The sequence below is a fragment of the Peribacillus sp. NPDC097264 genome, from assembly GCF_050277925.1.
In the GTDB taxonomy this organism is placed as follows: domain Bacteria; phylum Bacillota; class Bacilli; order Bacillales; family DSM-1321; genus Peribacillus.
The window spans coordinates 184,756-211,382 of record NZ_JBNNSR010000003.1; the positions used below are offsets into that span (position 1 = coordinate 184,756).

20 protein-coding genes and 1 other annotated feature are annotated in these 26,627 nt (G+C 41.6%); of the genes, 4 read left to right on the top strand and 16 right to left on the bottom strand.

Annotation, left to right across the window (positions count from 1 at the left end; genetic code table 11):
- Positions 1–48 precede the first annotated feature (48 nt).
- Positions 49–1,773 carry a sensor domain-containing diguanylate cyclase gene (locus tag ACQKL0_RS06210; protein ID WP_427686687.1) on the bottom strand — a complete coding sequence of 575 codons (1,725 nt, stop codon included), beginning with the start codon at positions 1,771–1,773 and terminating at the stop codon, positions 49–51.
- Between the two features lie 220 nt (positions 1,774–1,993).
- The gene (locus ACQKL0_RS06215; RefSeq protein ID WP_427686689.1) at positions 1,994–3,280 is read right to left on the bottom strand and encodes a bifunctional folylpolyglutamate synthase/dihydrofolate synthase; all 1,287 of its coding nucleotides are present in this window, start codon (positions 3,278–3,280) and stop codon (positions 1,994–1,996) included.
- A 99-nt stretch (positions 3,281–3,379) separates the two neighbouring features.
- Between ACQKL0_RS06215 and ACQKL0_RS06220 the strand changes: the two genes are divergently transcribed.
- Entirely contained in the window at positions 3,380–4,291 is a 912-nt protein-coding gene (locus ACQKL0_RS06220; RefSeq protein WP_427686691.1) for an ATP-grasp domain-containing protein, read from the top strand.
- Complete coding sequence (locus tag ACQKL0_RS06225; protein ID WP_427686693.1) at positions 4,288–5,133, top strand: ATP-grasp domain-containing protein; 846 nt, start codon at positions 4,288–4,290, stop codon at positions 5,131–5,133. Before ACQKL0_RS06220 ends, ACQKL0_RS06225 begins: the two co-directional genes overlap by 4 nt.
- Positions 5,134–5,188: 55 nt before the next feature.
- On the opposite strand, the gene ACQKL0_RS06230 is transcribed toward ACQKL0_RS06225, so the two are convergent.
- Positions 5,189–7,840: a valine--tRNA ligase gene (locus ACQKL0_RS06230; RefSeq protein WP_427686695.1), complete on the bottom strand. Its 2,652-nt coding sequence runs from the start codon at positions 7,838–7,840 to the stop codon at positions 5,189–5,191.
- Between the two features lie 43 nt (positions 7,841–7,883).
- Positions 7,884–8,111 (bottom strand) — a binding site (T-box leader).
- 276 nt (positions 8,112–8,387) lie between these two features.
- On the opposite strand from ACQKL0_RS06230, the gene ACQKL0_RS06235 reads away from it, so the two are divergent.
- Positions 8,388–8,540 (top strand): hypothetical protein, encoded by a 153-nt coding sequence (locus ACQKL0_RS06235; RefSeq protein ID WP_427686802.1) that lies wholly within the window; start codon positions 8,388–8,390, stop codon positions 8,538–8,540.
- 57 nt (positions 8,541–8,597) lie between these two features.
- Here the strand turns inward: ACQKL0_RS06235 and ysxE are convergent, their stop codons facing one another.
- The 8 genes from ysxE to hemA all read right to left on the bottom strand — a co-directional run bounded on the left by ysxE (position 8,598) and on the right by hemA (position 17,817).
- Positions 8,598–9,668 carry a spore coat protein YsxE gene (gene ysxE / locus ACQKL0_RS06240; RefSeq protein ID WP_402958140.1) on the bottom strand — a complete coding sequence of 357 codons (1,071 nt, stop codon included), beginning with the start codon at positions 9,666–9,668 and terminating at the stop codon, positions 8,598–8,600.
- A 95-nt stretch (positions 9,669–9,763) separates the two neighbouring features.
- Positions 9,764–11,377: a stage VI sporulation protein D gene (gene spoVID / locus ACQKL0_RS06245; RefSeq protein WP_427686697.1), complete on the bottom strand. Its 1,614-nt coding sequence runs from the start codon at positions 11,375–11,377 to the stop codon at positions 9,764–9,766.
- Between the two features lie 186 nt (positions 11,378–11,563).
- Entirely contained in the window at positions 11,564–12,853 is a 1,290-nt protein-coding gene (gene hemL, locus ACQKL0_RS06250) for a glutamate-1-semialdehyde 2,1-aminomutase (RefSeq protein WP_427686699.1), read from the bottom strand.
- 42 nt (positions 12,854–12,895) lie between these two features.
- Positions 12,896–13,888, bottom strand: a complete 993-nt coding sequence (hemB, locus tag ACQKL0_RS06255; protein WP_402875846.1) for a porphobilinogen synthase — start codon at positions 13,886–13,888, stop codon at positions 12,896–12,898.
- The gene (locus tag ACQKL0_RS06260; RefSeq protein ID WP_427686701.1) at positions 13,885–14,685 is read right to left on the bottom strand and encodes a uroporphyrinogen-III synthase; all 801 of its coding nucleotides are present in this window, start codon (positions 14,683–14,685) and stop codon (positions 13,885–13,887) included. Before ACQKL0_RS06260 ends, hemB begins: the two co-directional genes overlap by 4 nt.
- Positions 14,685–15,617, bottom strand: coding sequence for a hydroxymethylbilane synthase (gene hemC, locus ACQKL0_RS06265; protein ID WP_402875850.1), 933 nt, complete (start codon positions 15,615–15,617; stop codon positions 14,685–14,687). Before hemC ends, ACQKL0_RS06260 begins: the two co-directional genes overlap by 1 nt.
- A 9-nt stretch (positions 15,618–15,626) precedes the next feature.
- The gene (locus ACQKL0_RS06270) at positions 15,627–16,457 is read right to left on the bottom strand and encodes a cytochrome C assembly family protein (protein ID WP_402986494.1); all 831 of its coding nucleotides are present in this window, start codon (positions 16,455–16,457) and stop codon (positions 15,627–15,629) included.
- A 10-nt stretch (positions 16,458–16,467) separates the two neighbouring features.
- Positions 16,468–17,817: a glutamyl-tRNA reductase gene (gene hemA, locus ACQKL0_RS06275; RefSeq protein ID WP_402875855.1), complete on the bottom strand. Its 1,350-nt coding sequence runs from the start codon at positions 17,815–17,817 to the stop codon at positions 16,468–16,470.
- A 246-nt stretch (positions 17,818–18,063) separates the two neighbouring features.
- Here hemA and ACQKL0_RS06280 point away from each other — a divergent pair, with 246 nt between their 5' ends.
- Positions 18,064–18,546 (top strand): LiaI-LiaF-like domain-containing protein, encoded by a 483-nt coding sequence (locus ACQKL0_RS06280; protein WP_402875857.1) that lies wholly within the window; start codon positions 18,064–18,066, stop codon positions 18,544–18,546.
- 76 nt (positions 18,547–18,622) lie between these two features.
- Here ACQKL0_RS06280 and yihA read toward each other — a convergent pair whose 3' ends face one another.
- The 5 genes from yihA to tig form a co-directional block, all read right to left on the bottom strand.
- Positions 18,623–19,204 (bottom strand): ribosome biogenesis GTP-binding protein YihA/YsxC, encoded by a 582-nt coding sequence (yihA, locus tag ACQKL0_RS06285; RefSeq protein ID WP_402874633.1) that lies wholly within the window; start codon positions 19,202–19,204, stop codon positions 18,623–18,625.
- Positions 19,201–21,522, bottom strand: a complete 2,322-nt coding sequence (gene lon, locus ACQKL0_RS06290; RefSeq protein ID WP_402958130.1) for an endopeptidase La — start codon at positions 21,520–21,522, stop codon at positions 19,201–19,203. Before lon ends, yihA begins: the two co-directional genes overlap by 4 nt.
- A 224-nt stretch (positions 21,523–21,746) precedes the next feature.
- Positions 21,747–23,417 (bottom strand): ATP-dependent protease LonB, encoded by a 1,671-nt coding sequence (gene lonB, locus ACQKL0_RS06295; RefSeq protein ID WP_402874629.1) that lies wholly within the window; start codon positions 23,415–23,417, stop codon positions 21,747–21,749.
- A gap of 182 nt (positions 23,418–23,599) precedes the next feature.
- The gene (gene clpX / locus ACQKL0_RS06300) at positions 23,600–24,868 is read right to left on the bottom strand and encodes an ATP-dependent protease ATP-binding subunit ClpX (protein WP_402874628.1); all 1,269 of its coding nucleotides are present in this window, start codon (positions 24,866–24,868) and stop codon (positions 23,600–23,602) included.
- Between the two features lie 430 nt (positions 24,869–25,298).
- A complete protein-coding gene (tig, locus tag ACQKL0_RS06305) occupies positions 25,299–26,591 on the bottom strand; it encodes a trigger factor (RefSeq protein WP_402874625.1) in 1,293 nt (430 codons plus the stop codon).
- Positions 26,592–26,627: the final 36 nt, after the last annotated feature.

The window sequence follows — 26,627 nt, forward strand, 5'->3', positions numbered from 1 at the left end:
AAAATCACCCTTATAAAAAAAGACAAGACTCCAAGGAATCCTGCCTTTTTACCCTCCATATACTGCCACTTTATTTCTCCCAGCTTGTTTTGCGCCTGTATACATGGCACGGTCAGCGTGCCTGATTATCGATTGGGCATCTTCGGCATCGACCGGTGCTGTTGCGACCCCTATGCTTGCTGTAATGGAAATGGACTCTTCCCGTCTATTTTCATTTAAATCCGAATGGACGGTGAAGGGCTTGTTGGCTATCGAGAGTCTGATAAATTCAGCGAATTGATAGACTTCTTCTTTTCCAACATTGGGTAAGAGGATAACGAATTCCTCTCCACCGTACCTTGCTGTTACCCCTAAATGACCAACAATGCCCTCTAGACGCTCTGCCAATTCACAAAGGATTTCATTACCGCTTTGATGCCCATTTGTATCGTTTACCGATTTAAAATGGTCAATATCAAGAAGGATCAGCGACAACTGATTGATTGATTGGTTTTGTAAACGTTCGAACTCCTTATGTAACACACATTCAAAATACCGAAAGTTATATAAATGGGTTAATGCGCATCGTTCACTGCTGTATTTAGTTTCCTGATAATGGCGAGCATTTTCAAGAGCCACCCATAAGTAGGATGAGAGAATGTCCATGATCTTCGTTTGATGCGTACCATACGCCCTCTTCTTGGAAGAGGTAACGATGATTTCTCCAACTACAACAGAGTTCCGAAGAATCGGAATGGCCATGATGCTTTCCACGTCTTCGGGGAAATTCCCATAATTGGACAGATGCTTCCATTCCTTTTTAGCATGAAAGACCTTGGCCTTTTTCAATTGAAAAAGGGTTGCATAAATTCCTTCTTTTATGGAAACAGGTTGAATCCTTTTTTCTATTTGTACGCCATTTTCTGCATATCGTAATATCTGGGCGTTTTCTTTTTCATCGAATATCTCGAAGACCAGCGTGTACTTGGAAGGGATGATCGCTGAACTGCCATCAATAAATAGATCCAGTACCTCGTTCGCCTGTAGCCTTTGAGTCAACTGATGACCAAATTCACTCACCTTTTTTAAATGCCTGTTTATTTCCTTAGTAAAATAGTATTGTTTCATGATATAAGCCAAACTGATCAAAGCCGCCCCTACGAGCAAAATGGCCAAGGTCCCCATTTCGATATATAAAATAAATAAAATAATCCCGATTGGCATGGTCATGAGGCTTAAGAAACCGTCCCATAAAGCATCCTTTGTTTTCATCTCCATCTTTTTCCCATATAACAATGAATGGGAGACGGTGACAGCTAAATGATTGAATAAAAAATAAGAACACAGATAAACGAGAATCAACAGAATGTCGAAAATATCAATACCGGAAGTGAAATCATGATCTCCACCTAAGCCATAATAGACCAGTCCACTCAATAGGCAAAATATAAATGACGTGATGGAATTAAGCGGAAACCGATACCAATCCTTTTTGGCTAATCGAAGCCTGACTATAATGAACATGAAGGTAACCTGTGTGACCAGGATTTCGATAGCTAGTCCGAACACTAGAAAGACCGCGAGCGAAACTCCCTGTACGACTGTGATCGGGATATTGTTAATCATAATCGGCATCAAGGTCAATACACTTATGAGTGCGAGAAAAGCAACAATGTCTCCCGTATTCCCACTCGTGATTGGCGGAAATACATGAAAAGTCCCGACTAAACCAGCGGGTATAATAAGAAACCACATCACATAGACAGCCATTCTTTTTTTTCTAGAAATAATCATTTATTCTCCCCATCCCCATGAGTATCTTGACACATTAATCATACCAGTAATCAGTTACTTTAGCACTATACCCAAATTAAAAAACTTTAAAACTAATAGGTTAAAAGTCTTTGTTTCTTTGTTTTTGGAACCCAAAAAAACCCTTCTGTCTCAAAAGACAAAAGGGTATAAAGCTAAATAGGGTAGAAAAAATGACTGCTATAAGTGGACATGCCGATGATCATTCAGCACTGTATACAAATTTCCGGACAAGAGAAAGGAAATAAAGAGAACCCGTGATGACCAGTACTTCTCGTGCGTTTGTCCTTTGTTTGCCGGTTATGATCGCTTTCTGCCAATCCTTCTCCAATTCCCGTTTCTCCTTAGAACAATGTTCATAAAGCGCTTCCGCGTTCGCTGCCCGTTCATGCTTGAATTCAGTAACGGTTATTTGGCTTGCTTCCGTGTCGAGTAGATGAAGCATTGTAGCATAATCCTTATCACGAAACGAACTGAATATAAACCGATAACTATGATCCGGATAGCGTGTCTTTAACGTGTCAAGTAGCACCTCAATACCGGCTGGATTATGCGCCCCATCAATGATGATCAACGGTTCATCGGAAATTATCTCAAAACGGCCATTCCACTGTGCTTCCCCTATCCCCTTCCGAATACTTTGTTCATGGATGTCCTCTCTTACAATTGTAGCAGCTGCGATGGCCAGTGCCGCATTATTGATTTGATGGCGCCCTAGCATCTTTACCGCTATATTTTCGATGGTGGTATCCTTGAATGAAAAAGAGAAGCTTTGACCGAGTTCATCCTGCTTAATGGCATGTACATGAACGTCTTTATCGATTTGATAATAGGGAACGTCCATGGAACGTGCTTTATCTTCTATCACCTTTGCTGGCTCTTCGGTTGTCACTCCACTGATGATCGGTGCCCCTCTTTTAATGATCCCTGCCTTCTCAAAAGCAATTTCCCCTAGCGTATTACCGAGGATATTCGTATGCTCCAAAGAAATGGAGGTGATGATGGAAAGAAGTGGCTTGACGACATTGGTGGTATCGAGCCTTCCCCCAAGTCCCGTTTCCAGTAAAACCAAATCCGTGCCTTTTTTGCTAAAATAAGAAAAAGCCATCGCTGTCAGGATTTCAAATTGAGTGGGTCCATTTCCTTCACCATCCATCTCTTGTACGATTGGCCACAGTTCTTGAAATCCAGAGACAAAGTCCTCATTGCTGATTTCCTCCCGGTTTATCTTTACCTGCTCATTCAGTCGAATTAAGTATGGGGATGTGAAAGAAGCCACCCGTAGCCCTTCAGCCAACAGGATTTCCTTTATGAATTGGAGCGTAGAACCTTTGCCATTGGACCCTGCAATATGTATATATTTAAGCCCTACATGGGGGTTTCCTAATTTAGCTAATAATGTTTCCATTCGTGACAAGCCAAAGTTCATACCTAATTGGACCTGTCTTTCTTCAAAAAATCGGTTGATTTCATTCATGTCCGTTACCATTTATCGATAAGCCTCCTCTTTCTTTATACCGCTCTTATGCGTTAAAATTATTTTATCAATATATTAACGATTTACCTAGATGAAAGGTAGTGATTGACCATGAAATCTTCTTCACTCCATTGTTGGATTGTCGTCAACGGCTATTTGCAGCATGAAAAGTTTTCTAGCTTGGCTTTATTCATACAAGAGTCCGCTGAAAGAAAAGGGATATCGGCAACACTTGTCCGAAATTCCGACCTGGTTCCCGTTATTGAAAAGGGAACCCCATATCTAAAAGGAACTGATGGAAAATTACCAGATTTCGTCCTGTTTATGGATAAGGATATTCATTTGGCACGCCATCTGGAACTGCTCGGCCTACCCGTATATAACAGCAGCTCGGCCATCGATATGTGCGATAGCAAGGCCAAAACGCATCAAGCTTTAGCGGGTCACGGCATCCCGATGCCAAAAACCCTGTTTCCCCCGTTTACTTATGAAGGAATAGAAAGAAAGAACCTGGATGCATTCAAAAAAATCGGCAATGAGCTTGGCTACCCCCTCGTTGTAAAAGAAGCATACGGTTCATTCGGGGAACAGGTGTATTTAATTCCTACGGAGGATGAATTTATGGAAACGGTGAAAAAGCTTGGGCACCGGCCTTTTATTATGCAGGAATTCATTGAGCATAGTAAAGGCCGGGATATCCGTGTCAATGTCGTCGGTAATCAAGTCATCGCTTCCATGCAACGGAAGTCCGAGCATGATTTCCGAGCAAACATGACAGCTGGTGGAACAGCCTTCCCCTACACACCCACCAAGGCAGAAAGTGATCTTGCCATCCGTTGCGCTACTCTATTGGGTGCGGATTTTGCCGGGGTAGATTTGCTGTTCGGAGAAGATGGCCCGCTATTATGTGAAGTGAACTCGAACTCGCACTTGCTCAACATTTACGAATGTACGGGCATTAATATTGCTGACAGCATGTTTGATTATGTGGTGGATGCATTCGAAAGAAAGGGATTCCAATGAAAAAGCATACAGGCTGGCTGATTTATAACCAAGAAGATGCCGTAAAAAACAGGGGATACATAGATTGGATGCTGGAAGAGGCCAAAAATCTCGACCTAGATTTGCGTTTATATTATCGCAACCACATACAAATCGGCCACCGGTCGAATCAATTGTATGTCGAACACAAGCACGAACCGATAGATTTGCCTGATTTTGCAATAGTCCGGACTATCGATCCTTTCTTCACCAAACAATTGGAAAGGCTACATATCACATGCTTCAACTCTTCTTTCATCTCGGAAATCGTGAATGACAAAGCAAAGACGCATCAATATGTGACTTCTATCGGCATTCCAATGTCAGATACAGTTTATTGCTATGGTAATCCCTCAACAAACGATATGGAATTACCATTCATTGCGAAAGACGTTCATGGACGTGGTGGAAAACAGGTTTACTTGATTGAACATGAAAAAGACTTGAGAGAACTGCCTAACGCAAAATGGATCGTTCAAAAACCGGGTGTATTCGGAAAGGATATCCGTGTCTTTGTCATTGGGAACAGAATCATTGCAGCTGTCCTTAGAGAGTCCTCTTCTAACTTCAAGGCCAATTACACGTTAGGCGGATCTGCTTCGTTATATGAGCTGTCAGCTGCCGAACGGACACTTGTAGAACGGGTAATCGCTGCCTTTGACTTTGGCATGGTCGGGATCGATTTCATTTTCGCCGAAGATGGCAGCCTCATGCTCAATGAAATTGAAGATGTAGTGGGAAGCAGAACGTTAAGTGCGCTCAGTAATCTTAATATTGTAAAAGAGTATCTATTGTTTATAAAAGAGAAACTATCGGTTAAGTAACAAATAAAAGGATGAACCAGCTTCTTACATAGCCGGTTCATCCTTTTTTGTTTTTTTAAAGCTGTTTCAGTTCATTGATTCTATGAATGACAGAATCACGTTTCTCACTATAGTCTTTTTCTTTGGCACGTTCTTCTTCAATGACGCTTGCTGGTGCTTTTTTGACGAAGCCTTCGTTGCCTAGTTTTTTCTGTACGCGTTCTACTTCTTTATTAAGTTTGTCGAGTTCCTTTTCAAGACGTTTCACTTCTTCGTCGATATTGATCAGCCCTGTTAGTGGAAGGATCAGTTCAACACCCGTAACCACAGCTGTCATGGCTTGTGCTGGTTCTTCGACATCGATGCCGATTGTCAATTGTTCAGGATTACAGAAGCGCTCGATATAGCTGCTGTTTTTTTCTAATGTTTCTAAAATGGACTCATCTTTTGCTTTTAGAATCAAGTTGATTTTTTTGCTTAAAGGCGTGTTGACTTCAGAACGGATATTCCGGACTGAACGGATGATTTCAACAAGCAGTTTCATTTCCTCCGCTGCAGCTGTATCCGTTAACTCTTCCTTCACTTCAGGCCATGCAGCAACCGTGATTGATTCGCCTTGGTGCGGAAGGTTTTGCCAAATTTCTTCCGTTATGAACGGCATGAATGGGTGAAGCAATCTCATCGTGTTATCTAGCACGTATGCAAGAATCGAACGAGTCGTTTTCTTCGCCGCTTCGTCTTCCCCATATAGCGGAAGTTTAGCCATTTCAATATACCAGTCACAGAAATCATCCCAAATGAAATTATAAAGCACGCGACCCACTTCACCGAATTCATAACGGTCCGCAAGTCTTGTCACGTTTGAAATCGTTTCATTCAATCGAGTAAGGATCCATTTATCAGCAACGGACTTTTCACCGCTTAAATCGATTTCATCATACGTCATGCCATTCATGTTCATTAAGGCAAAACGGGAGGCATTCCAGATCTTATTGGAGAAATTCCATACCGCTTCCACTTTTTCCGTGCTGTAACGAAGATCTTGCCCTGGTGAGCTTCCTGTTGAAAGGAAGTAACGTAGCGAATCTGCACCATATTGGTCGATGACATCCATTGGATCGACACCATTGCCAAGCGATTTACTCATCTTGCGTCCCTGTTCATCACGAACAAGACCATGGATCAGAACGTCTTCGAATGGGCGCTCTCCCGTAAATTCAAGCGCTTGGAAAATCATCCGTGATACCCAGAAGAAAATGATATCATATCCTGTTACAAGTGCTCCGGTCGGATAGTAACGTTTGAAATCGATGCTTTCCTTGTCCGGCCAGTCCATAGTCGAGAACGGCCATAGTGCGGAGCTGAACCAAGTGTCCAGGACGTCTGTATCTTGTTCCCAGTTCTGTGCATCAGCAGGTGCTTCCTGTCCCACGTATACCTCGCCTGTTTCTTTGTGGTACCAGGCCGGGATGCGGTGACCCCACCAAAGTTGACGGGAAATACACCAATCGCGGATATTTTCCATCCAGTGCAGATACGTTTTCTCGAAACGATCCGGAACGAAGTTGACCTTTTCATCCTCGGATTTCTTTTGAAGGTCAACCGATGCATCAGCAAGAGGCTGCATTTTAACGAACCATTGAGTAGAAAGATATGGTTCTACAACTGCTCCGCTACGCTCTGAATGGCCGACAGAGTGAAGGTGGTCTTCAATTTTGAAGAGTACTCCAGCTTCTTGCAAGTCTTTGACGATTTGCTTACGGCATTCGAAACGGTCCATTCCTTCATATTTACCGGCCTTCTCATTCATCGAACCATCTTCATGCATGACAAGGATGCGTTCTAGATTATGACGGTTTCCGATTTCAAAGTCATTAGGGTCATGAGCCGGTGTAATTTTAACGGCACCCGAACCGAAATCCATATCCACATAATCATCGCCAACGATCGGAATTTCACGACCTGTGATTGGCAGACGAACCATTTTCCCGATTAAATGCTTGTAACGATCATCTTTAGGATGTACCGCAACTGCCGTATCACCAAGCATCGTTTCTGGACGGGTTGTCGCAATTTCAATTTCTCCCGATCCGTCAACTAGCGGGTATTTCATATGATAGAATGCACCTTGAATATCTTTGTAGATTACTTCGATATCAGAAATGGCCGTTTTCGTCGATGGGTCCCAGTTAATGATATATTCGCCACGATAAATCAATCCTTTTTTATAAAGGGTAACGAATACTTCATTGACCGCTTTAGAAAGACCTTCATCTAGCGTGAAGCGTTCGCGGGTATAGTCAAGGCCAAGACCAAGTTTTGCCCATTGTTCACGGATATGGCTTGCATATTCCTCTTTCCATTTCCATGTTTCTTCCACGAATTTCTCACGACCTAGGTCATAGCGGCTAACGCCTTCAGCACGAAGCTTTTGTTCCACTTTCGCCTGTGTTGCGATACCGGCATGGTCCATACCAGGAAGCCATAGCACGTCATATCCTTGCATACGCTTCATACGCGTCAAGATATCTTGTAGTGTTGTATCCCAAGCATGACCAAGATGTAGCTTACCTGTTACGTTTGGTGGAGGGATGACGATTGTATACGGTTCTTTTTTATCATCACCTGTTGTTTCAAAGTACTTCCCATCAAGCCACCATTTATAACGGCCTTTCTCTATCGTTTGCGGATCATATTTTGTTGGCATCGAAATTTGGTTTTCTTCCATGTTGTTTTCCTCCTTTTGGGCATAAAAAAAACTTCCATCATCATAAAAGGACGAAGGAAGTTGTTCGCGGTGCCACCTTTTTTCCGAAAAAGAAAGAAATCTTTTCTCGGCTCTCAAATCGGATAACGGCTCTTCACCGGCCTTCGCTACTAACTATTCACGAAGACTGCTCGCGGACGACTTCTGATGCTGCCTGCTTAGAAACCTCGCACCAATGGTTTCCTCTCTGAAAAGGGCATTTCATCTTACTATTTCCGGTCTTTACATTCATTTATATTCATATGTAAAATCATTAATTGCATATAGTATATAGTACAAAAAAAAGGGGGGTCGAGTCAATCATCTTTTCGTTTACTTTCGTAAGTATGGCCCTATTCACTAAGGGAGGCTCACAAGAACAGAACGATCTTCCTATTATACCATCAACGTTTCATGATGTTCCGCATTTCTCACATGTTTCGCAGCCCTCCCATACAATAAAAGAAGTCCTACAAAGGAAGGTGCAATCTTGAGACGAAAATATTCACCTTATACGTTGCCACCTTGGATGAAAAAGTTCCGCGGTGTTTGTCAGCAATTCATTGTCCCCTTTATTGTTTTTCAAGGAATACGTACGTTAATATTTCCAACTTTCTTCGATATGCTCCTGTTGGTCGCCTTTATTTTCTTAGCCATATCTTTATATTTAGAATGGATATAATTATTCCCCTACAACAAAAAAATATACATGATTGGATATTCATCCATTCATGTATATTTAGCTTGGGGGCGATTGTTCCTCTTTGGCCGCCTCGGCAGCCGCTTTTTTCTGTTTTTCGACTTCCTCGACCTTCATCACCATATATTCCACATTCTTCAAAAGCCAGAATTGTCGTTGCAGCTTCGTGACATTATCCAGTTCCGTCCTTAGACCTTTACCCTCGGAATAGTTCTTCACCACATCCAGTGCTGATCCCGGGAAAGCCAAATAACTTTGCATCAGCAGCATTTCCTCTTCTTTCAAAGGAAAGAAACGAAGATAATTATAAAGCCAATCGACGCAATCATCACATTGGACTGGATAGGTCCTCGCCGTTTTGACGAGAAAAGGTAGTAAGTCAAAATGGGGAGGGGCCGTATTCGAATTCTCGAAATTGATAAAGTAACCATATCCTCGTTCATCATATACAAAGTGCTTCAATGAAACCTTTCCGTGGGTGAGGACGGTCCTTACTTTTTCACTTTCCTTTGTCTTTTCGAACCATGTTTCAAACTTTTTGATAGAGTAGTTCAATGCCTGGGTGATATCCGTAAAAAAGGTGCAGACCGACATCTCAAATGGAGACATATACCACTTTCTTTCACAGGTGACAATGTACTCCTCCATAAAGTCCTTCTGCGTATTCCACTCACTCAGCGTTCTTTCATAATGAGCTTCCCGCTCCTCTGTATCCACCTCTGTTTCTTTCACAGACAGTGTATGCATCCGTGCAAGTTCCCTGAACATTTGCTTATGTTTCTCATCACGTTCGCCATTTTCTTCATTATTCAACCAAGGCATCAGGTAATATAATCGGCCATTATGAAGAACGGCATAGCGCTGGTCCATCGTTTGGTAAATAGGCACGATTCGGTTATATCCCCGGTGATACAATGTTTGGATATTTCGGATAAAGTCCATTCCATTGTGGGGCGTAATCGATTTCAAGGCAAAGGTTCCACGGTCGCTATACACTTTTTTCACTCGTCCAAAGTCCTCGATATATTGTACATAAAGCGCGTATTCTTTTAAGACATAGGCTGAATCACTATCCTGAATATTCTTTTGTTGATTCTCGTTTTCCCTCACGAGACTCACTCACTTTCTTTTAAAAAAAGCTCGCCAATCGTTTGAAATGCAAGATAAAGCAGGAGCAGAGCCAAGGCCCTGCTTACTGCTTGTGATTAGTTTTTGTAAGCAATGGACTTTGGAATGTAAATGACTTGCCCTTCGCTAACGCTCTGGTTGCCTTCTAGTTCATTACTAAGAAGCAAGGATTGTACCGTGACGCCATAACGCTGGGCCAGATCATCTATCGTTTCCCCCTGCTGTACAATACAGACCTTCATCCTGACCAATTCTTCTTCCTGCTTTCTTCCGAAAAGATCCATGATGGTGTGTTGCTTATCCGCATTATCCTGGTTTTCTTTTTCACCTTGTTCGGCATTTTTCTTTTTTCTACCTTTATAATTTTTCATTTCTTTTGCCTGTTTTTCGGGTTTTTCTCTTCTTTTGAATAGATCGGTCAAAGATGAAAGGGATTCCGGATCCTTTTCGAGGCTTGAGGATTCATTCTCATCACTAAGATTGTCATCTTGCCTATTGACGATGACATCCTGTTCTTGATGGGGCGAACCCGGAATTTTAACCACTGGCACATTTTCCACATCGGTCAAATAAACGGAGCCTTCCTTTTCTTCTTCTATTTCAGCGACTTTTCTTTTCACTTCGGTTTCAATACGTTTTCCTTTTTTATCTTCTATCTCAGCCACTCTTCTTTTGACCTGTTCCTCGATGTTCCCTTTGTTCTCTGCATCTTTTTTTGCCTCGATTTCATCCACTCGCCTATTGACCTGTTCCTCGATACTTTCTCCTTTTCCTCCCTCTATCTCATCCACCCTTCTTTTAACCTGCTCTTCAATTCTTCCTCCTTTTTCTGTCTCAAACGATGCTGGCCACTTTTCCTTGGAAACAGGAGTCTCATTTTTCTCTTCCTCAATTTCAATTACTCTTCTTTTCACTTGCGTCTCTATGTCGTTATCCTGTCTGTTGACCTCGGCTTCCCACTGCATCTCCTCAGGAAATGGGGATACAGGAATTTCAAAAACAGGGGCGTTATGTTGATGATTGCTTAGGTATACCGGTTCCTCTTCTTCATCCTCTTTTGCTTCCGCGACTCGTTTTGCTTCTGCGGAAAATGGCGTGTATAGATCACTTTGCTCGTCATTGCGGAAGACATGATGGAAATCAGGGACGGGTGGTTCTGCAGCCGCATATGGAACGTATGATTCATTTTCTTCATCTGATTCCTCAAGAAACTCAGTCTCCTCGGTCTCTTGATCTACTTCCATGCGCTCTTCCACATAGGAATCATTGTAAATACCGGTTATCAACAAATCCGCATGTAATTTTAGGCAGTTATGTTCAGGCAGGGCATAGTCAAAACTCTGAATCGTGATATCGATTTCCTCCAATGAGGAGATACGGTTATTCGGTATCGTTATATCAACCGGAAATCGGTGTGTGAATTCATTGAGACCATCTGGATGCCTCTCAACCTTTTGAACGGCTTTCGGCAAAAAGCTTTGAGGAAATTCCTCATAATCACCGTTTTGCGAGTCTTTGTATTCACCACTTAAATCTAATGAACCCCGGATAAACACATATTGATCGCTTTCCTGGATCGTCACATTTGGATCGAGGGATATGGAATAGAGCTCAGCCACTTCCTGTCCCTTATGAAACCAAACGGACTCTTCCAAAGAAAATCGCAAATACGATTCGTTTTCTTGCGACAAGACAACTCCTCCTTTCAGCTTCAGAAAAACAGTACCTATACCAATAACAATCTATGAGGAAAGGGAAATGATTATTCCTTTAATCAATGGGAAAAATGGATGAATGAATCGAACAAACGGTTGAATGGAGGGGAGAAATCATCACAAATAAAAAAGGGCTTCCCCGGAATGGGGAAGCCCTTACGATTATTTTTTCAATGAAGCGAAAGCTTTTTCAGCTGCTGCGATTGTTTTTTCAATGTCTTCATCGCTATGAGCCGTTGATAGGAATAAGCCTTCGTATTGAGAAGGCGGAAGATAAATCCCTTGGTTCGCCATTTCCCGGTAGTACGATGCAAAAAACTCTAAATCAGATGTTTTGGCTGTATCATAGTTCACTACATCTTCATTTGTAAAGAAAAGTCCGATCATGGAACCGGCACGGTTGAATGTATAGGGAATGCCGTATTGTTTCGCCGCTTCTCCGATTCCTTTTTCAAGCATATCGCCTTTACGGGTAAACTCATCATACGATTCAGGTGTCAATTGACTCAGGGTTTCAAGTCCTGCTGTCATCGCAAGCGGATTACCAGATAATGTACCTGCTTGATAAATATTACCACTTGGCGCTACTTGCTCCATGATTTTACGTTTGCCGCCGAAAGCTCCGACAGGTAAACCGCCGCCGATCACTTTACCTAGGCAAGTCAAGTCCGGATCAACGCCGAAATAACCTTGAGCACAGTTATAACCTACTCGGAAGCCTGTCATGACTTCATCAAAGATCAATAAGGATCCGTATTGGGTCGTCAAGTCACGTAGTCCTTCAAGGAAACCAGGTTGTGGCGGTACGACTCCCATATTCCCTGCAACCGGCTCGACGATTATACAGGCGATATCTTCACCAAACTGTTCGAACGCGTATTTAGTGGCTGCAAGATCATTATATGGTACCGTGATGGTATTCTTTGCAATTCCTTCAGGCACTCCTGGACTATCAGGTAAGCCAAGCGTAGCCACACCAGAGCCGGCCTTAATCAGCAAGGAATCACCATGTCCATGATAAGACCCTTCAAATTTCAGGATTTTATCGCGGCCTGTATAGCCACGCGCCAATCTCAATGCACTCATCGTAGCTTCTGTTCCTGAAGAAACCATTCGGATCATTTCGATTGAAGGGACCCTCTCGATGACTAGCTTAGCCAGTTCATTTTCAATCAGCGTAGAAGTACCGAAGCTTGTACCTGATTCTGCTACCTTTTTCAATGCCTCAACTACACGGTCATTCGTGTGACCAAGAATAAGTGGACCCCATGAAAGAACGTAGTCAATATATTCGTTGCCATCAATATCATAGAGTTTGGATCCTTTACCCCGTTCCATGAAAATAGGATCCATATCCACTGACTTGAAGGCACGGACAGGACTATTTACGCCCCCTGGCATCAGGTCTTTAGCTTCGGCAAACGCCTTTTTTGAGTTTTCGTATGAACGCATGTATCCGTCCCCTTTTCTCTAATAAACTATATTATTTTTTCCTCACTTATTATCTTCATCGATCCAACGGGCTACATCTTTTGAAAAATAAGTAATGATCAAGTCAGAACCTGCTCGTTTGAAGCCTGTCATCATTTCCATTACGATTGATTTTTCATCGATCCAGCCGTTTTGGGCGGCAGCCTTCACCATTGAATATTCCCCACTTACGTTATAAGCCACAATCGGAAGTGTGAAGGTATTTTTCATGTCCCTGATGACATCCATGTAGGAAAGAGCTGGTTTCACGATTAAGAAGTCGGCTCCTTCTTCTACATCGGATTCTGCTTCACGGAAAGCTTCTAGACGGTTAGCCGGGTCCATTTGGTACGTTTTCCGGTCGCCGAACTGAGGAGCTCCATTGGCCGCATCACGGAAAGGACCATAAAAAGCGGACGAATATTTCACAGCATAAGACATGATCGGGATATCTTCGTAACCCGCTTCATCTAGTCCTGCACGGATGGCCGCAACAAATCCATCCATCATATTAGAAGGGGCAATGATATCTGCACCTGCTTCTGCTTGGCTGATGGCCGTTTTGGCAAGAAGGTCAAGTGACGCATCATTTAATATTTTGTCTCCCTCAACTACTCCACAGTGACCATGACTTGTGTATTCACATAAGCATGTGTCGGCAATGACCATGACTTCAGGGTATTGTTTTTTGATGAGTCGGGTTGCTTGTTGGACAAGTCCATTATGATGAAAGGCTCCAGTGCCTTGTTCATCCTTATCATGTTCAAATGGAACACCGAATAAAATGACTGATTTAATGCCAAGACCCACGACCTCATCCATCTCTGCCGCTAGATTATCCATCGAAAGCTGGTAAATTCCTGGCATGGAGGCGATTTCCGTTTTTATGTTTTCACCGTCGATGATGAAAATCGGGTAGATTAAATCCTCTTTATGTACGTATGTTTCACGGACCAAAGCCCTCATGCCGGCACTTGCACGCAGGCGGCGGTGACGATTGAATAAAATATCTTTCATTTTATGGTTCCTCCTTTAGGATTCTTTTTAACAATATATCGTACTACTTCCTCAACCATCGCTTCTGTTGTATAGACATCAGGACATACAGAAACATGTAAACCATTTCTCGATGCCGTCCTGGCACAAATCGGTCCGATACAAGCAATGACAAGGTCTTTTATGTATGTATTCAATTCATATTGTTCAATGATCTGTGTAAAGTGATTCACCGTGGAAGAGCTTGTAAAGGTGATGATATCCACTTTCCCGTTCAAGATTAATTGGACCAGTTGTCTTTCGCTCTCTTGTGGAAGTATGGTGTGATAGATAATCATTTCATCACACGATGCACTCGTTTCATTAATGGCCTCCGCTATGACCGTCCTTGCGAGGTTCCCTTTCGCAAGGAGGACACGTTCACCGGGTTCGAGGTGAGTAATAAACTCCGAAACAAAACGCTCTGCAACATATTCGGATGGAACAAAATCCGCTTCATATCCATACGCGTTCAAAGCCTCTTCCGTTTTGGATCCAATGACGGCTATTTTCGGAAGCACCACATGTTGTTGCTTGCCGAGCAGCCTGAACAAAAAATCCACACCATTCTTGCTCGTTAATATGACCCAGTCATAGCTGTTCAATCGATTCAACCGTTCTTGTACCTCTTCCAGATTTTTTGGAAGGGTAAACTCAAGCAACGGCACCATCAGAGGAGTTCCCCCATTTTTTTTCACTAAAGTTTGCAAACCCTCTGCTTGCCCTTTCCCTCTGGTGATTAAAACCTGATAATCTTTAAGAGGCAAAAACGGCTTCATTACTGATCAAGCTCCTCTTTTACACGATCAATCAACTCTTTGCCACCGAATTCACTAATCAGTCTAGCAGCCTCAAGGCCAACAGCTTCAGGATTTGGGCCCTCAGCCATTTCTTTATAAATCACTTTACCATCCGGGGAAGCGACTAAAGCTGTTAAGGAAACATCTCCATTGTCTTTTGCAACTGCCAATCCTGCAATCGGCACCTGGCAGCCACCTTCCATTTTATCTAAAAAGGCACGTTCAGCTTCTACGGTCTTTTTCGTATTTTCACACGTGAATTTAGCAAGCTCAGACAATAAATCATGATCATCTGCACGGCACTCGATGGAAAGGGCTCCTTGGCCAACAGCCGGTAAACAAATGTCTTCATCTAAAAATTCCGTTACGACGTCTTTCTTCCAACCCATTCTAGCAAGACCTGCAGCAGCTAGAATGATGGCGTCATACTCTTCATTTTTTAGTTTATCCAAACGGGTATCAATATTCCCGCGAATCCATTTAATTTCAAGATCCGGTCTTCTTGACAAGATTTGGGCACTGCGACGCAAACTGCTTGTTCCGACAATAGAGCCCGGTTTCAATTCAGAAAGCTTTTCATGATTCTTTGAAATCAATGCATCACGGTGATCTTCTCTTGGTGGAATGCAGCCAATCGTCAATCCTTCTGGAAGCACCGCCGGCATATCCTTCATGCTATGTACAGCCATATCAATTTCCTTATTCAGCATGGCCTGTTCGATTTCTTTAACAAATAGTCCCTTACCGCCTACTTTCGAAAGCGTCACATCCAGGATTTGGTCACCTTTCGTGACTATTTCCTTCACTTCGAACTCGTAGGGAAGGCCAAGTTCCTTAAGTTGATTAATCACCCAATTCGTTTGGGTAATCGCTAGTTTACTACGTCTAGAACCGACAATGATTTTTCTCATAGTTTCCTCCTATGTATTCCAAACATGGAATGATGAAAGACTTCCAAAAAGGAAAAAGTTAATTAATACAATCATGAAGAATCCAATATTCAAAAAGGCCAAAGCCCTGCCATAAACCTGTTTTCGGATTTTCAAGTATAAATAAACACTATATCCTATCAATATAACAAACGAACCGATAATTTTCATATCCAACCAAGAAACACCTGGTAATTTAAGATTGGCCCACTGAATGCCCAGTATCAAAGATACCCCCAATAACGGAACGCCGATTACAGCGAGAACATACGACAGATTTTCAAGCTTCGTCAAATCACCTAGTCGAAGCAACCGCTTACCCCATTTCTTTCGCTTCAATAAGTCATATTGAATCAAGTAGAGTAAGGAAAACACGAATGAAAGAGTAAAAGCACTATAAGATAGTAAGGCAAACGTGATATGAATAAATAAAAGCTCAGAAACCAGCTGTTGTGCAAGGACTTCCGATTCTATCTGGACAGGGGCAAACGTATGGATGGCCATCACCATGAACCCAAGTAGATTAGTAAAGAATACGATAAAATCGACCCGTAACAACCGGTTAATGATCAATGATAATGAAACGAGGAGCCAAGCATAAAAATATAGCCCTTCGAAAATCGTCAAGATTGGAAATCTTCCCGTTTTCATTACATAAAGAAATAAAAAAATTGTTTGCAGTACCCAAACAATAGAAAGCAACCAGAAGGCGATTTTATTAGCCTTCTGGTTATTATTTAGAAAATCGAAGAAATATAAAAGCATACTGACGGCATATAACAATACAGTACCTTCATGTAACCTTGTCATTAGTAATTCCATATCTACCTCATTAATGGACAGGAACTGGATTTAGTAGAGAAGACTTCGCATGTGCCTTTTCAGTTTCATTGTCCTCTACCATCTTTTCTTCAACCAATTCCTCTAAATGAAAGATTTTCACAAAATTATTCAATTGTTCTTTTGCATTTGGTTCCTCTGCCAGTTCTTTGGCATATAAAATCGGATCCCTCAGCATTTGATTAATGATGCTCTTCGTATGTTTGTTCAATACTTTTATATCACGTTCACTCAAGTGTGGGAGCTTTCTTTCAATACTCTCCATCGTTTCCTTTTGAATCGATAACGATTTTTCCCGTAGGGACGAAATGACTGGAACCACACCAAGCAAATTCATCCACTGATTAAATTCAACAATCTCGAATTCAATCATTAAGCCTATCTTTTCAGCAGCTTTCTTACGTTCTTCGATATTCGCTTGTACGATTCCTTCAAGGTCATCGATGTCGTATAGGAATACGTTTTCCAGTTCAGCCAACGTTGGATCCAAGTCACGTGGAACAGCGATATCCACCATGAAGATAGGACGGCCTTTGCGAAGCTTGTTCACAAATGTCATCATTTCTTTTGTGACGAGAAGGTCTTTCGATCCAGTTGACGTGATTAAGATATCCGCTTCCACCAATGCACATTGCAGTTCCTGAAGCTGTTTTGCATCTCCATTAAATCTCTCAGCTAAATCAACCGCCTTCTGATAAGTACGATTGATGACAGTAATGCTATCCGCACCATTACTGTGAAGATTTTGAATCGCCAATTCACCCATTTTACCTGCTCCGAGAATCAGCACATTCTTGCCACTTAAGCTTCCAAAGATTTTCTTCGCCAATTCAACGGCCGCATAGCTCACGGAAACTGCATTCGTATTGATTTCCGTTTCCGAATGGGCTTTCTTGGCCAGTGTAAGGGCTTGCTTGAAAAGATGATTAGAAACCGTTCCTATTGTATCTTCCTTCTGTCCCAACATATAACTCGAGCGAACTTGTCCCAAAATCTGCGTTTCCCCAAGAATCATGGAGTTCAGGCCACATGTAACTGAAAATAAATGCTCAACAGCAGCGTCCCCTTCATAGAAAAACAGATATTTAGAAAACTCCTCTTTATCGATGTGAAACCACTCAGAAAGGAATTCCTTAATATAATATCGGCTAGTATGAAGTTGATCACCTACCGCATATATTTCCGTTCTATTGCATGTGGAAATAATGACATTCTCCAAAATACTTTTTTTATTTTTAAGAGCTTTCATTGCCTCGGCAAGTTCGGCTTCATTAAACGACAATTTTTCCCGAATTTCTACAGGGGCAGTTTTGTAATTGATACCAACCGCTAGAATATGCATCTTTTCTTTTGCACCCCCAAAATTTTTCATGTACCTTCATTATACCATGTACAAAAACTGAAACAAAAAAATATATGAACAGTTTATGAACGTATGCTACCATAATAAGAAAGCTTGTTCACCCACTAATATAGTGAATATATAAGCCGTATTTTTATATTAAATACATATTTCGACATTGTGTACAAAAGAACCATATCAAAAATACCAATAAACTTCAAGTAATCGAATTGATAGGAGGATAAAATGAAAAAGCAACGAATTTTTCCCGGAATCATTTTAATCGGTTTCGGACTTTATTTTTTTCTTGAACATTCACGAATTGAAATTTTCCCAGGTTTCTTTAGCTGGCCTACACTATTATGTATTGTCGGTATTGCCTTTTTAATCCAGGCCTACAGTGGGAGTGAGTATGAATCCATACTTCCCGGTGTCATCCTGCTCGGATTCGGCGCCCATTTCCATATCGCCAATAACCTCGAGATTTGGCCGGATAGCCTTGGTATCTTTATTTTAATCATTTCTCTAGGTTTTATTCTTAGGACACGTAAAACGAATACAGGCATGATGCACGGGATGATTTTATTCTTCATAGCGATCCTCACTTTGTTTTATGACAAAATCACCTCATCTTTCGGAATACTGGAAACAGGAACCTATAATATAGAAAAATTTTGGCCATTTGTTTTAATCGCAATTGGTGTGTATATCTTACTTCGAAGAAAATGAAAAAGGCCTCCCAGATGGGAGACCTTTTTTCATTAAGAAGAGAAGGGCATTCCACTTAGGGAATGTCCTTTATCTCTTACATGTATTTCTTCAAAACGCCCCAGACTTGTTCTTTACCTTCTCCGGTTTCACCTGAGAAAAGAAGCAATTCATCTTCTTTTTCCAGATTAAGCGTTTGGCGTGTGATTTTAAGATGTTTTTGCCATTTCCCTTTTGGGATTTTGTCCGCTTTCGTCGCTATCACGATTCTTGGCAAATCGTAATGCTTCAGGAACTCATACATGGCTATATCATCTTTAGTCGGCGGATGGCGTAAATCAACGACCAATATCGCTGCACGAAGCTGTTCACGGGAGGTGAAATATGTTTCAATCATTCTCCCCCATGCATCACGTTCGCTTTTAGAAACCTTTGCATACCCGTAACCAGGTACATCCACAAAATGCATGGCTTCATTTATGATATAGAAATTCAGCGTTTGCGTCTTTCCTGGCTTGGAAGAAGTCCGCGCTAAATTTTTTCGATTGATCAATTTATTGATGAAACTTGATTTCCCGACATTGGAACGACCAGCTAAGGCAAATTCCGGAATGGGGGTGTTAGGATATTGTTCAGGCTTAACGGCACTGATGACAATATCTGAACTTGTTACTTTCATTCGTCCACACCTACCAATGCATGTTCTAGGACTTCATCAACATGTGAAACTGGAACAAATATTAATTCTTTACGGACACTTTCCGGGATATCATCAATATCCTTTTCGTTATCTTGCGGGATGATGATTTTCGTAAGTCCTGCCCGATGAGCCGCTAAGGATTTTTCCTTAAGGCCACCAATTGGGAGAACCCGTCCGCGTAATGTAATTTCGCCTGTCATGCCTACCTCTTTTCTGATCGGCCTATTAGTTAGAGCCGATATTAACGCTGTTGCAATCGTGATGCCTGCAGATGGACCATCCTTAGGAACGGCTCCTTCTGGAACATGGATATGGATATCATACTTTTCATGGAAGTTCGTATCGATGTGGAGTTTCTCGGTCTTCGAACGTACATAACTGAAAGCAGCCTGAGCTGATTCTTTCATGACGTCGCCAAGTTTCCCAGTCAAAATGAGCTTTCCTTTTCCTGGTGATAAAGATACCTCGATCTGTAACGTATCCCCACCAACGGAAGTGTATGCCAATCCATTAGCGACACCTATTTGGTTTTCTATCTCCGCTTGTCCATAATGGAACATCGTTTTCCCTAAAAACTCCTCGACATTCTTATCAGAAATCACGACTCGTTTTTTATCACCGGAAACGATGATCTTCGCCGTTTTCCTGCAAATACTGGCAAGCTGCCGTTCTAGACTACGGACACCGGCTTCCCGAGTATAATAACGAATGATCTTAGTAAGGGCTTCTTCACGGATTTGCAGTTGTGTCTTCAATAGACCATGATTCTCCAACTGTCTAGGCAGTAGGTGATCCTTGGCGATATGAAGCTTCTCTATTTCAGTATAACCTGCAATCGAAATGATTTCCATACGATCACGAAGCGGTCCTGGAATTGTTGAAAGATTATTGGCTGTCGCAACGAACATAACTTTAGAAAGATTATACGTCTCTTCAATATAATGGTCACTGAAGTTATGGTTTTGTTCCGGGTCAAGCACTTCTAACATCGCGGCCGATGGGTCTCCCCTAAAGTCATTGGACATCTTATCCACTTCATCCAGTAAAAATACCGGATTAATCGTGCCGGCCTTTTTCATCCCTTGGATGATTCTACCTGGCATGGCCCCTACATATGTGCGGCGGTGTCCCCGGATTTCCGATTCATCACGCACGCCACCTAGGGAAATTCGAACAAACTTCCGGTTCAATGATGAGGCAATCGACTTGGCCAAGCTTGTTTTTCCGACGCCTGGAGGACCTACCAAACAAAGAATCGGTCCCTTTAACGAATTCGTCAGCTGCTGGACAGCCAAGTATTCAAGCACCCGTTCTTTGACCTTTTCCAATCCATAATGGTCACGGTTTAGGATTTTTTCCGCTTTATGAATATTAAGATCATCTTTCGTGGCATTCGACCATGGAAGCGATATTAACCATTCGATGTAATTGCGGATAACGGAGCTTTCAGCTGAACTGGATGGTACTTTTTCATACCGGTCGAGTTCTTTTAAAGCCGTTTCTTTAATATGCGTTGGCATATCGGCTTCTTCTATTTTTTCAGTAAGAACGGCGATTTCTCCTGTCTTACCTTCTTTATCCCCTAGTTCCTTCTGGATGGCCTTCATTTGTTCACGTAGATAATATTCTTTTTGGGTCCGTTCCATGGATCGCTTGACACGCTGACCGATCTTTTTCTCCAGGAAAAGGACTTCCTTTTCGTTATTGATGATTTCAATCACCCGGCTTAAGCGCTCTTTCATATCAATGGTCTCAAGCACTTCTTGCTTCTCTTTCAACTTAAGAGGCAAATGGGAGGCGATGATATCAGCCAATCTACCCGGTTCTTCAATATCTGAAGTGGAAGAGAACGTTTCACCGGTTATTTTTTTGGACATCTTTATGTATTGTTCAAAATAATCCAGCAAGGTGCGCATTAACGCTTGATGTTCCGCATCTTTTTCATCGCTGTCTTCATATATTTTAACCTTCGCACCATAGTGTGTCTCATAATCATAAAATTCACTAACCTCTGCCCGGTTTAAACCTTCCACTAAAACACGGATGGTACCATTTGGAAGTTTCAGCATCTGTTTTACTTTTGTTAATGTACCCATGGTAAATAAATCTTCTTCACCAGGTTCATCCAACGTCACATCTTTCTGTGTCGTCAAAAATATAAGATGGTCTTCCACCATTGCTTTCTCAAGGGCTTGTACCGATTTATCTCGGCCCACATCTAAATGAAGTACCATTGTTGGATATACAAGCAGTCCTCTTAGCGGCAGGAGGGGAACGATGATTTCTTGATCAGTCATTTCCTGACACCTCCAAATTTAGTATCGTCGTTGTAAACTAATTACCCAAGTTATCAACCTTTTAACAATTCTATCCTATTTATATAGAAGTGTCTATTTGTTTACCTTAACAGGTATAATTGCTTTTATTATCTCCAATTTCCGAGGAAAAAGCACGCCTGAATTCATGATTATTTTTTTCGGCCAGAAAACGCCCCGGTCTTTTTCAAACCGGGGTTCTCCTGTTATACGCTTTCTTTTTTCGAAGGGTCCAAGGAGGCTAATATCTGATCGGATATTATCTCTTTCTTCAGCGCCCTATCCAATACTTCTTTTACATTCGTAACAGGAATGATCTCGATATCTTTAATTTCCAACAGCAACGGTTGCATGTTTTCAGCTGGAATAATGACAGTCTTTGCCCCAGCCAGTTTTGCGGCCTTTATCTTCGGAATGACGCCTCCGATTGGTTTAACGCCACCATGAATACTAATTTCTCCCGTCATCGCTACCGTATGATCCACAGGCATTTTATAGATGGCCGAGTATATGCCCGTTGCCATCGCTATACCCGCTGATGGACCGTCCACAGGGCTCCCGCCTGGGAAGTTAACATGGATATCGAATTGGTCGGCTGGAACGCCCATGGAACGCAGGACCGTGATGACATTTTCAATCGACCCCTTGGCCATGCTCTTGCGACGAATGGATTTCCCATTTCCACCACCAATGCTTTCTTCTTCGACTATCCCTGTAATATTGATTGAACCTTTATCATCGTTAGCAGCCATCACAGTCACTTCGATTTCCAACAAAGCCCCACTGTTAGGACCATAAACGGCAAGACCATTAACCAGTCCTATTTTTGGACTTGACTCTATTTTCCGGTCCATCCTCTGTGTAAGTTGGCTGCTATGAGCCATCCAATCAATATCTTCTTCCCTGATGTAGCTTCTATTTTCATTAATGGAGATACCGGCCAATGTTTGAATCATATTGACAGCTTCCCTACCATTTCGGGCGTAATCCGAAATCGACTGAAGTCCCTTTTCACTAATAGTGATACCTACCTTATCGGAAGCATTTTTGGCAACGGATACGATTTCCTCACGGTCCAGTTCACGGAAAAACACTTCAATGCACCTTGAACGAATGGCTGGGGCAATTTCATTAGGCGTTCTTGTTGTAGCCCCAATCAAGCGAAAGTCGGCAGGAAGTCCATTTTTAAATATATCATGGATATGGGTCGGAATATTTTGATTTTCCTCTTGATAATAAGCACTTTCGAGAAACACTTTCCGGTCTTCCAGCACCTTTAACAACTTGTTCATTTGAATGGGATGGAGTTCCCCAATTTCATCTATAAACAGTACGCCGCCATGAGCATTACTGACAGCCCCTTGTTTGGGTTGCGGGATACCCGCCTGGCCCATGGCCCCGGCGCCTTGATATATAGGGTCGTGCACTGAACCTATTAACGGATCGGCTATTCCCCGTTCATCGAATCTAGCAGTCGTTGCATCCAGTTCGATAAAGACTGCCGACTTCTTGAAAGGAGACTTCCCATTTTTCTTGGCTTCTTCTAGAACGATCCTTGCAGCTGCCGTTTTCCCCACTCCTGGAGGGCCATAAATGATCACATGCTGAGGATTCGGACCGCATAAAGCTGCTTTTAGAGATTTGATGCCGTCCTCCTGACCAATGATATCCTTAAATGTAATCGGCCTCACCTTTTCTGACAATGGCTCTGTTAGGGAGATGGACCTCATCCTTTGTAGCTGATCCATTTCCTTTCGTGAATCACGGTTAATCGAAACTTTTTGTGTTCGTTGACCTTTTAATAAATTCAAAAAATACAAACCAATCACAATACCAAAAAACAGCTGAATAAATAACGCTATTCCTGTCCAGTTCATCGTTTTCCCTCCTGCTACTGCCTTGTCATTTCTGATAGTATCTCCTAGGGGAGGGCGAAATAATCCAATAAATATGGGATGTAAATTTTGGTGTTTTGAGATATAAACTTAGAAGCACTGAGGTAATGAAAAAGAACATAAAAAAAACTGCCAGAAGAACTGGCAGTTTTTTCACTAATCGATTAAGCAGATGTTTTCTTCCCTTGTCCCTGAATGGTTGTACCATCTTTCAGGACAAGCTTTGGTGTTTCGTTTTTCGCGATTGTGCTTCCTGTAATTACACATTTGGCAACATCATCACGTGATGGAAGATCGAACATCACTTCAAGGATAATTCCTTCAATGATGGAACGGAGTCCACGCGCACCTGTTTTACGTTCGATCGCTTTTTTAGCGATTTCACTAAGTGCTTCCTGTTCGAATTCCAATTCTACGTCGTCAAGCTCAAGCAATTTTTGATATTGCTTCACAAGAGCATTTTTCGGTTTTGTAAGGATTTCAATCAAAGCGGCTTCGTCCAATTGCTCTAATGTAGCAATGACAGGAAGACGACCGATGAATTCCGGAATTAGACCGAAACGCAGTAAATCTTCTGGAAGAACTTTAGAAAGCAATTCTTTTTCTGCGATATCATCTTTTTTAACATCAGAACCAAAGCCAATGACTTTTTGGCCTAAACGGCGTTTGATGATCGGTTCGATGCCATCAAAAGCACCACCACAGATGAATAAGATATTAGTCGTATCGATTTGAATGAATTCTTGATGAGGATGTTTACGTCCTCCTTGTGGCGGAACGCTTGCCACGGTACCTTCAAGAATTTTCAATAAGGCCTGCTGTACACCTTCACCGGATACATCGCGTGTAATCGATGGGTTTTCGGATTTACGGGCCACTTTATCGATTTCATCGATATAAATGATGCCTTTTTCCGCTTTTTCCACATCGTAATCAGCCGCTTGAATCAGCTTAAGAAGGATGTTTTCTACATCTTCCCCAACATAACCAGCTTCCGTTAATGAAGTTGCGTCAGCAATGGCAAAAGGTACATTCAATAGACGCGCCAATGTTTGGGCAAGTAGCGTTTTCCCACTTCCTGTCGGTCCAATAAGAGCGATATTACTCTTGGATAACTCGACGTCATCAACTTTGCTATTGGAATTGATGCGTTTATAATGATTATAAACAGCGACGGCCAAAGACTTTTTAGCCTGTTCTTGTCCAATTACGTATTCGTCTAGTATCGCACGAATTTCCTTAGGTTTAGGTACATCTCTAAATTCTACTTCTTCATCAGTACCTAGCTCTTCTTCAACGATTTCAGTACAAAGCTCGATACACTCGTCACAAATATATACACCTGGACCAGCTACCAGTTTGCGGACCTGTTCTTGAGTTTTTCCGCAAAAAGAACATTTTAATTGTCCTTTTTCATCATTAAATTTAAACATGAACGTTCACCCCTTTAAATACTCTTCCAACTCTAGTGATGTAAAGGTGTCAAATCCGCTATAGGAAAGACACACAAATACTTTAGCGTTCCAAAATTCCTAGTATGTTTTGCATTCTATCACGTTCTTGGAAATTTTGTAACAAAAACGCTCACCCACAAGTTGTCCAATAAGTACAAATTTTCATTTCATATGTATGTTTCCATTTACCAGTATGTCCAAACTTTGCGGTTTTTAAAATAAGGTTTTTCTGTATAAATATGTATATGCAGCATTAGAATTAATCTACACTGAAATGAAAAAAAAATCAATCAGAAACTATCCGATAGTTAAAATTACCAATAAATTCTTAATATGTATAAAACAAGGCACGATTACTCGCGCCTTGTTTCTTTGAAGAAAATATTAGTAAACACTTACTTAAAATAAATTATTTTGCTTCAACAGTTTTGCTGTTTTCCACTAAGAAGTCAATTGCTTTCTTAATTTTAAGATCGCCTTTGATGCTTTCTAAGTTTCCAAGAGCTTGTTTGATTGCTTCAACTTCCATGTTGTACATTGTAGCCATTTCTGCAAGTTCAGCTTCAACGTCTTCATCAGTTGCTTCAATTTTTTCAGCTTCAGCGATAGCTTCAAGAGTCAAGCTTGTACGAACTTGTCCTTCAGCTTCTTCTTTCATTTGTGCTTTTAATGCTTCTTCGTCTTGACCTGAGAATTGGTAGTAAAGTTCTAAGTTTAGGCCTTGAGATTGAATGCGTTGAGAGAACTCATTCATCATGCGGTCTACTTCGTTAGAAATCATAGCTTCAGGAATGTCCATTTCTGCACCTTCAACAGCTTTACCGATTACAGTGTTTTGTACGAAGTTTTCTTCTTCGTGTTTTTTGTCATGCTCTAATTTATGTTTTGTTTTTTCTTTAAGTTCAGCTAACGTTTCAACTTCTTCGTCAACGTCTTTCGCGAATTCATCATCCAACTCAGGAAGTTGTTTTGTTTTGATTTCGTGAATTTTCACTTTGAATACAGCTGGTTTACCTGCAAGTTCAGCAGCATGGTATTCTTCAGGGAATGTAACTTCGATGTCTTTTTCAGCGCCTGTTTCAAGACCAATAAGTTGCTCTTCGAAACCAGGGATGAATGAGTTAGAACCGATTTCTAGTGAATGGTTTTCTGAAGCTCCGCCTTCGAATGCTTCACCATCAACGAATCCTTCAAAATCAAGAACGACTGTATCGCCTTCTGCAGCTTGTCCTTCTTCTTTAACGACAAGTTCAGCTTGACGTTCTTGCATTGATTTCAATTCGTTATCAACGTCTTCGTCAGTTACTTCAGTATTGAATTTTTCCACTTCAACACCTTTGTAATCTCCTAATTTAACTTCAGGCTTAACTGTTACAGTAGCCGTGAAGATTAGGTTTTCGCCTTTTTCCATTTTCTCGATGTCGATTTCTGGACGATCTACAGGCTGAATTCCAGCTTCTTCGACAGCATTTGCATATGCATCAGGAAGGATGAAATCAAGAGCATCTTGATATAATGATTCTACGCCGAATTTCTTTTCGAACATTTGACGTGGCATTTTACCTTTACGGAAGCCAGGTACGTTTACTTGTTTAACTACTTTTTTGAATGCTGCGTCTAAACCTTCGTTTACTTTTACAGCTTCTACTTCGATTGTTAATACGCCTTGATTACCTTCTTGTTTTTCCCATTTTACAGACATGTGTTTCCCTCCAAAAAGATCTATATACTTCAATAA

What these genes read in the sequence shown, in the direction of transcription:
- ACQKL0_RS06235 (WP_427686802.1), top strand. Translation starts at nt 8,388, where the DNA reads ATGAAAAAGTTCCGCGGTGTTTGTCAGCAATTCATTGTCCCCTTTATT.
- hemL (WP_427686699.1), bottom strand. Translation starts at nt 12,853, where the DNA reads ATGCGTTCATACGAAAACTCAAAAAAGGCGTTTGCCGAAGCTAAAGAC.
- lon (WP_402958130.1), bottom strand. Translation starts at nt 21,522, where the DNA reads ATGACTGATCAAGAAATCATCGTTCCCCTCCTGCCGCTAAGAGGACTG.
- clpX (WP_402874628.1), bottom strand. Translation starts at nt 24,868, where the DNA reads ATGTTTAAATTTAATGATGAAAAAGGACAATTAAAATGTTCTTTTTGC.
- hemB (WP_402875846.1), bottom strand. Translation starts at nt 13,888, where the DNA reads ATGAAAGATATTTTATTCAATCGTCACCGCCGCCTGCGTGCAAGTGCC.
- tig (WP_402874625.1), bottom strand. Translation starts at nt 26,591, where the DNA reads ATGTCTGTAAAATGGGAAAAACAAGAAGGTAATCAAGGCGTATTAACA.
- ACQKL0_RS06225 (WP_427686693.1), top strand. Translation starts at nt 4,288, where the DNA reads ATGAAAAAGCATACAGGCTGGCTGATTTATAACCAAGAAGATGCCGTA.
- ACQKL0_RS06280 (WP_402875857.1), top strand. Translation starts at nt 18,064, where the DNA reads ATGAAAAAGCAACGAATTTTTCCCGGAATCATTTTAATCGGTTTCGGA.
- hemA (WP_402875855.1), bottom strand. Translation starts at nt 17,817, where the DNA reads ATGCATATTCTAGCGGTTGGTATCAATTACAAAACTGCCCCTGTAGAA.
- ACQKL0_RS06220 (WP_427686691.1), top strand. Translation starts at nt 3,380, where the DNA reads ATGAAATCTTCTTCACTCCATTGTTGGATTGTCGTCAACGGCTATTTG.
- yihA (WP_402874633.1), bottom strand. Translation starts at nt 19,204, where the DNA reads ATGAAAGTAACAAGTTCAGATATTGTCATCAGTGCCGTTAAGCCTGAA.
- ACQKL0_RS06215 (WP_427686689.1), bottom strand. Translation starts at nt 3,280, where the DNA reads ATGGTAACGGACATGAATGAAATCAACCGATTTTTTGAAGAAAGACAG.
- lonB (WP_402874629.1), bottom strand. Translation starts at nt 23,417, where the DNA reads ATGAACTGGACAGGAATAGCGTTATTTATTCAGCTGTTTTTTGGTATT.
- ACQKL0_RS06230 (WP_427686695.1), bottom strand. Translation starts at nt 7,840, where the DNA reads ATGGAAGAAAACCAAATTTCGATGCCAACAAAATATGATCCGCAAACG.
- ACQKL0_RS06210 (WP_427686687.1), bottom strand. Translation starts at nt 1,773, where the DNA reads ATGATTATTTCTAGAAAAAAAAGAATGGCTGTCTATGTGATGTGGTTT.
- ACQKL0_RS06260 (WP_427686701.1), bottom strand. Translation starts at nt 14,685, where the DNA reads ATGAAGCCGTTTTTGCCTCTTAAAGATTATCAGGTTTTAATCACCAGA.
- ACQKL0_RS06270 (WP_402986494.1), bottom strand. Translation starts at nt 16,457, where the DNA reads ATGGAATTACTAATGACAAGGTTACATGAAGGTACTGTATTGTTATAT.
- hemC (WP_402875850.1), bottom strand. Translation starts at nt 15,617, where the DNA reads ATGAGAAAAATCATTGTCGGTTCTAGACGTAGTAAACTAGCGATTACC.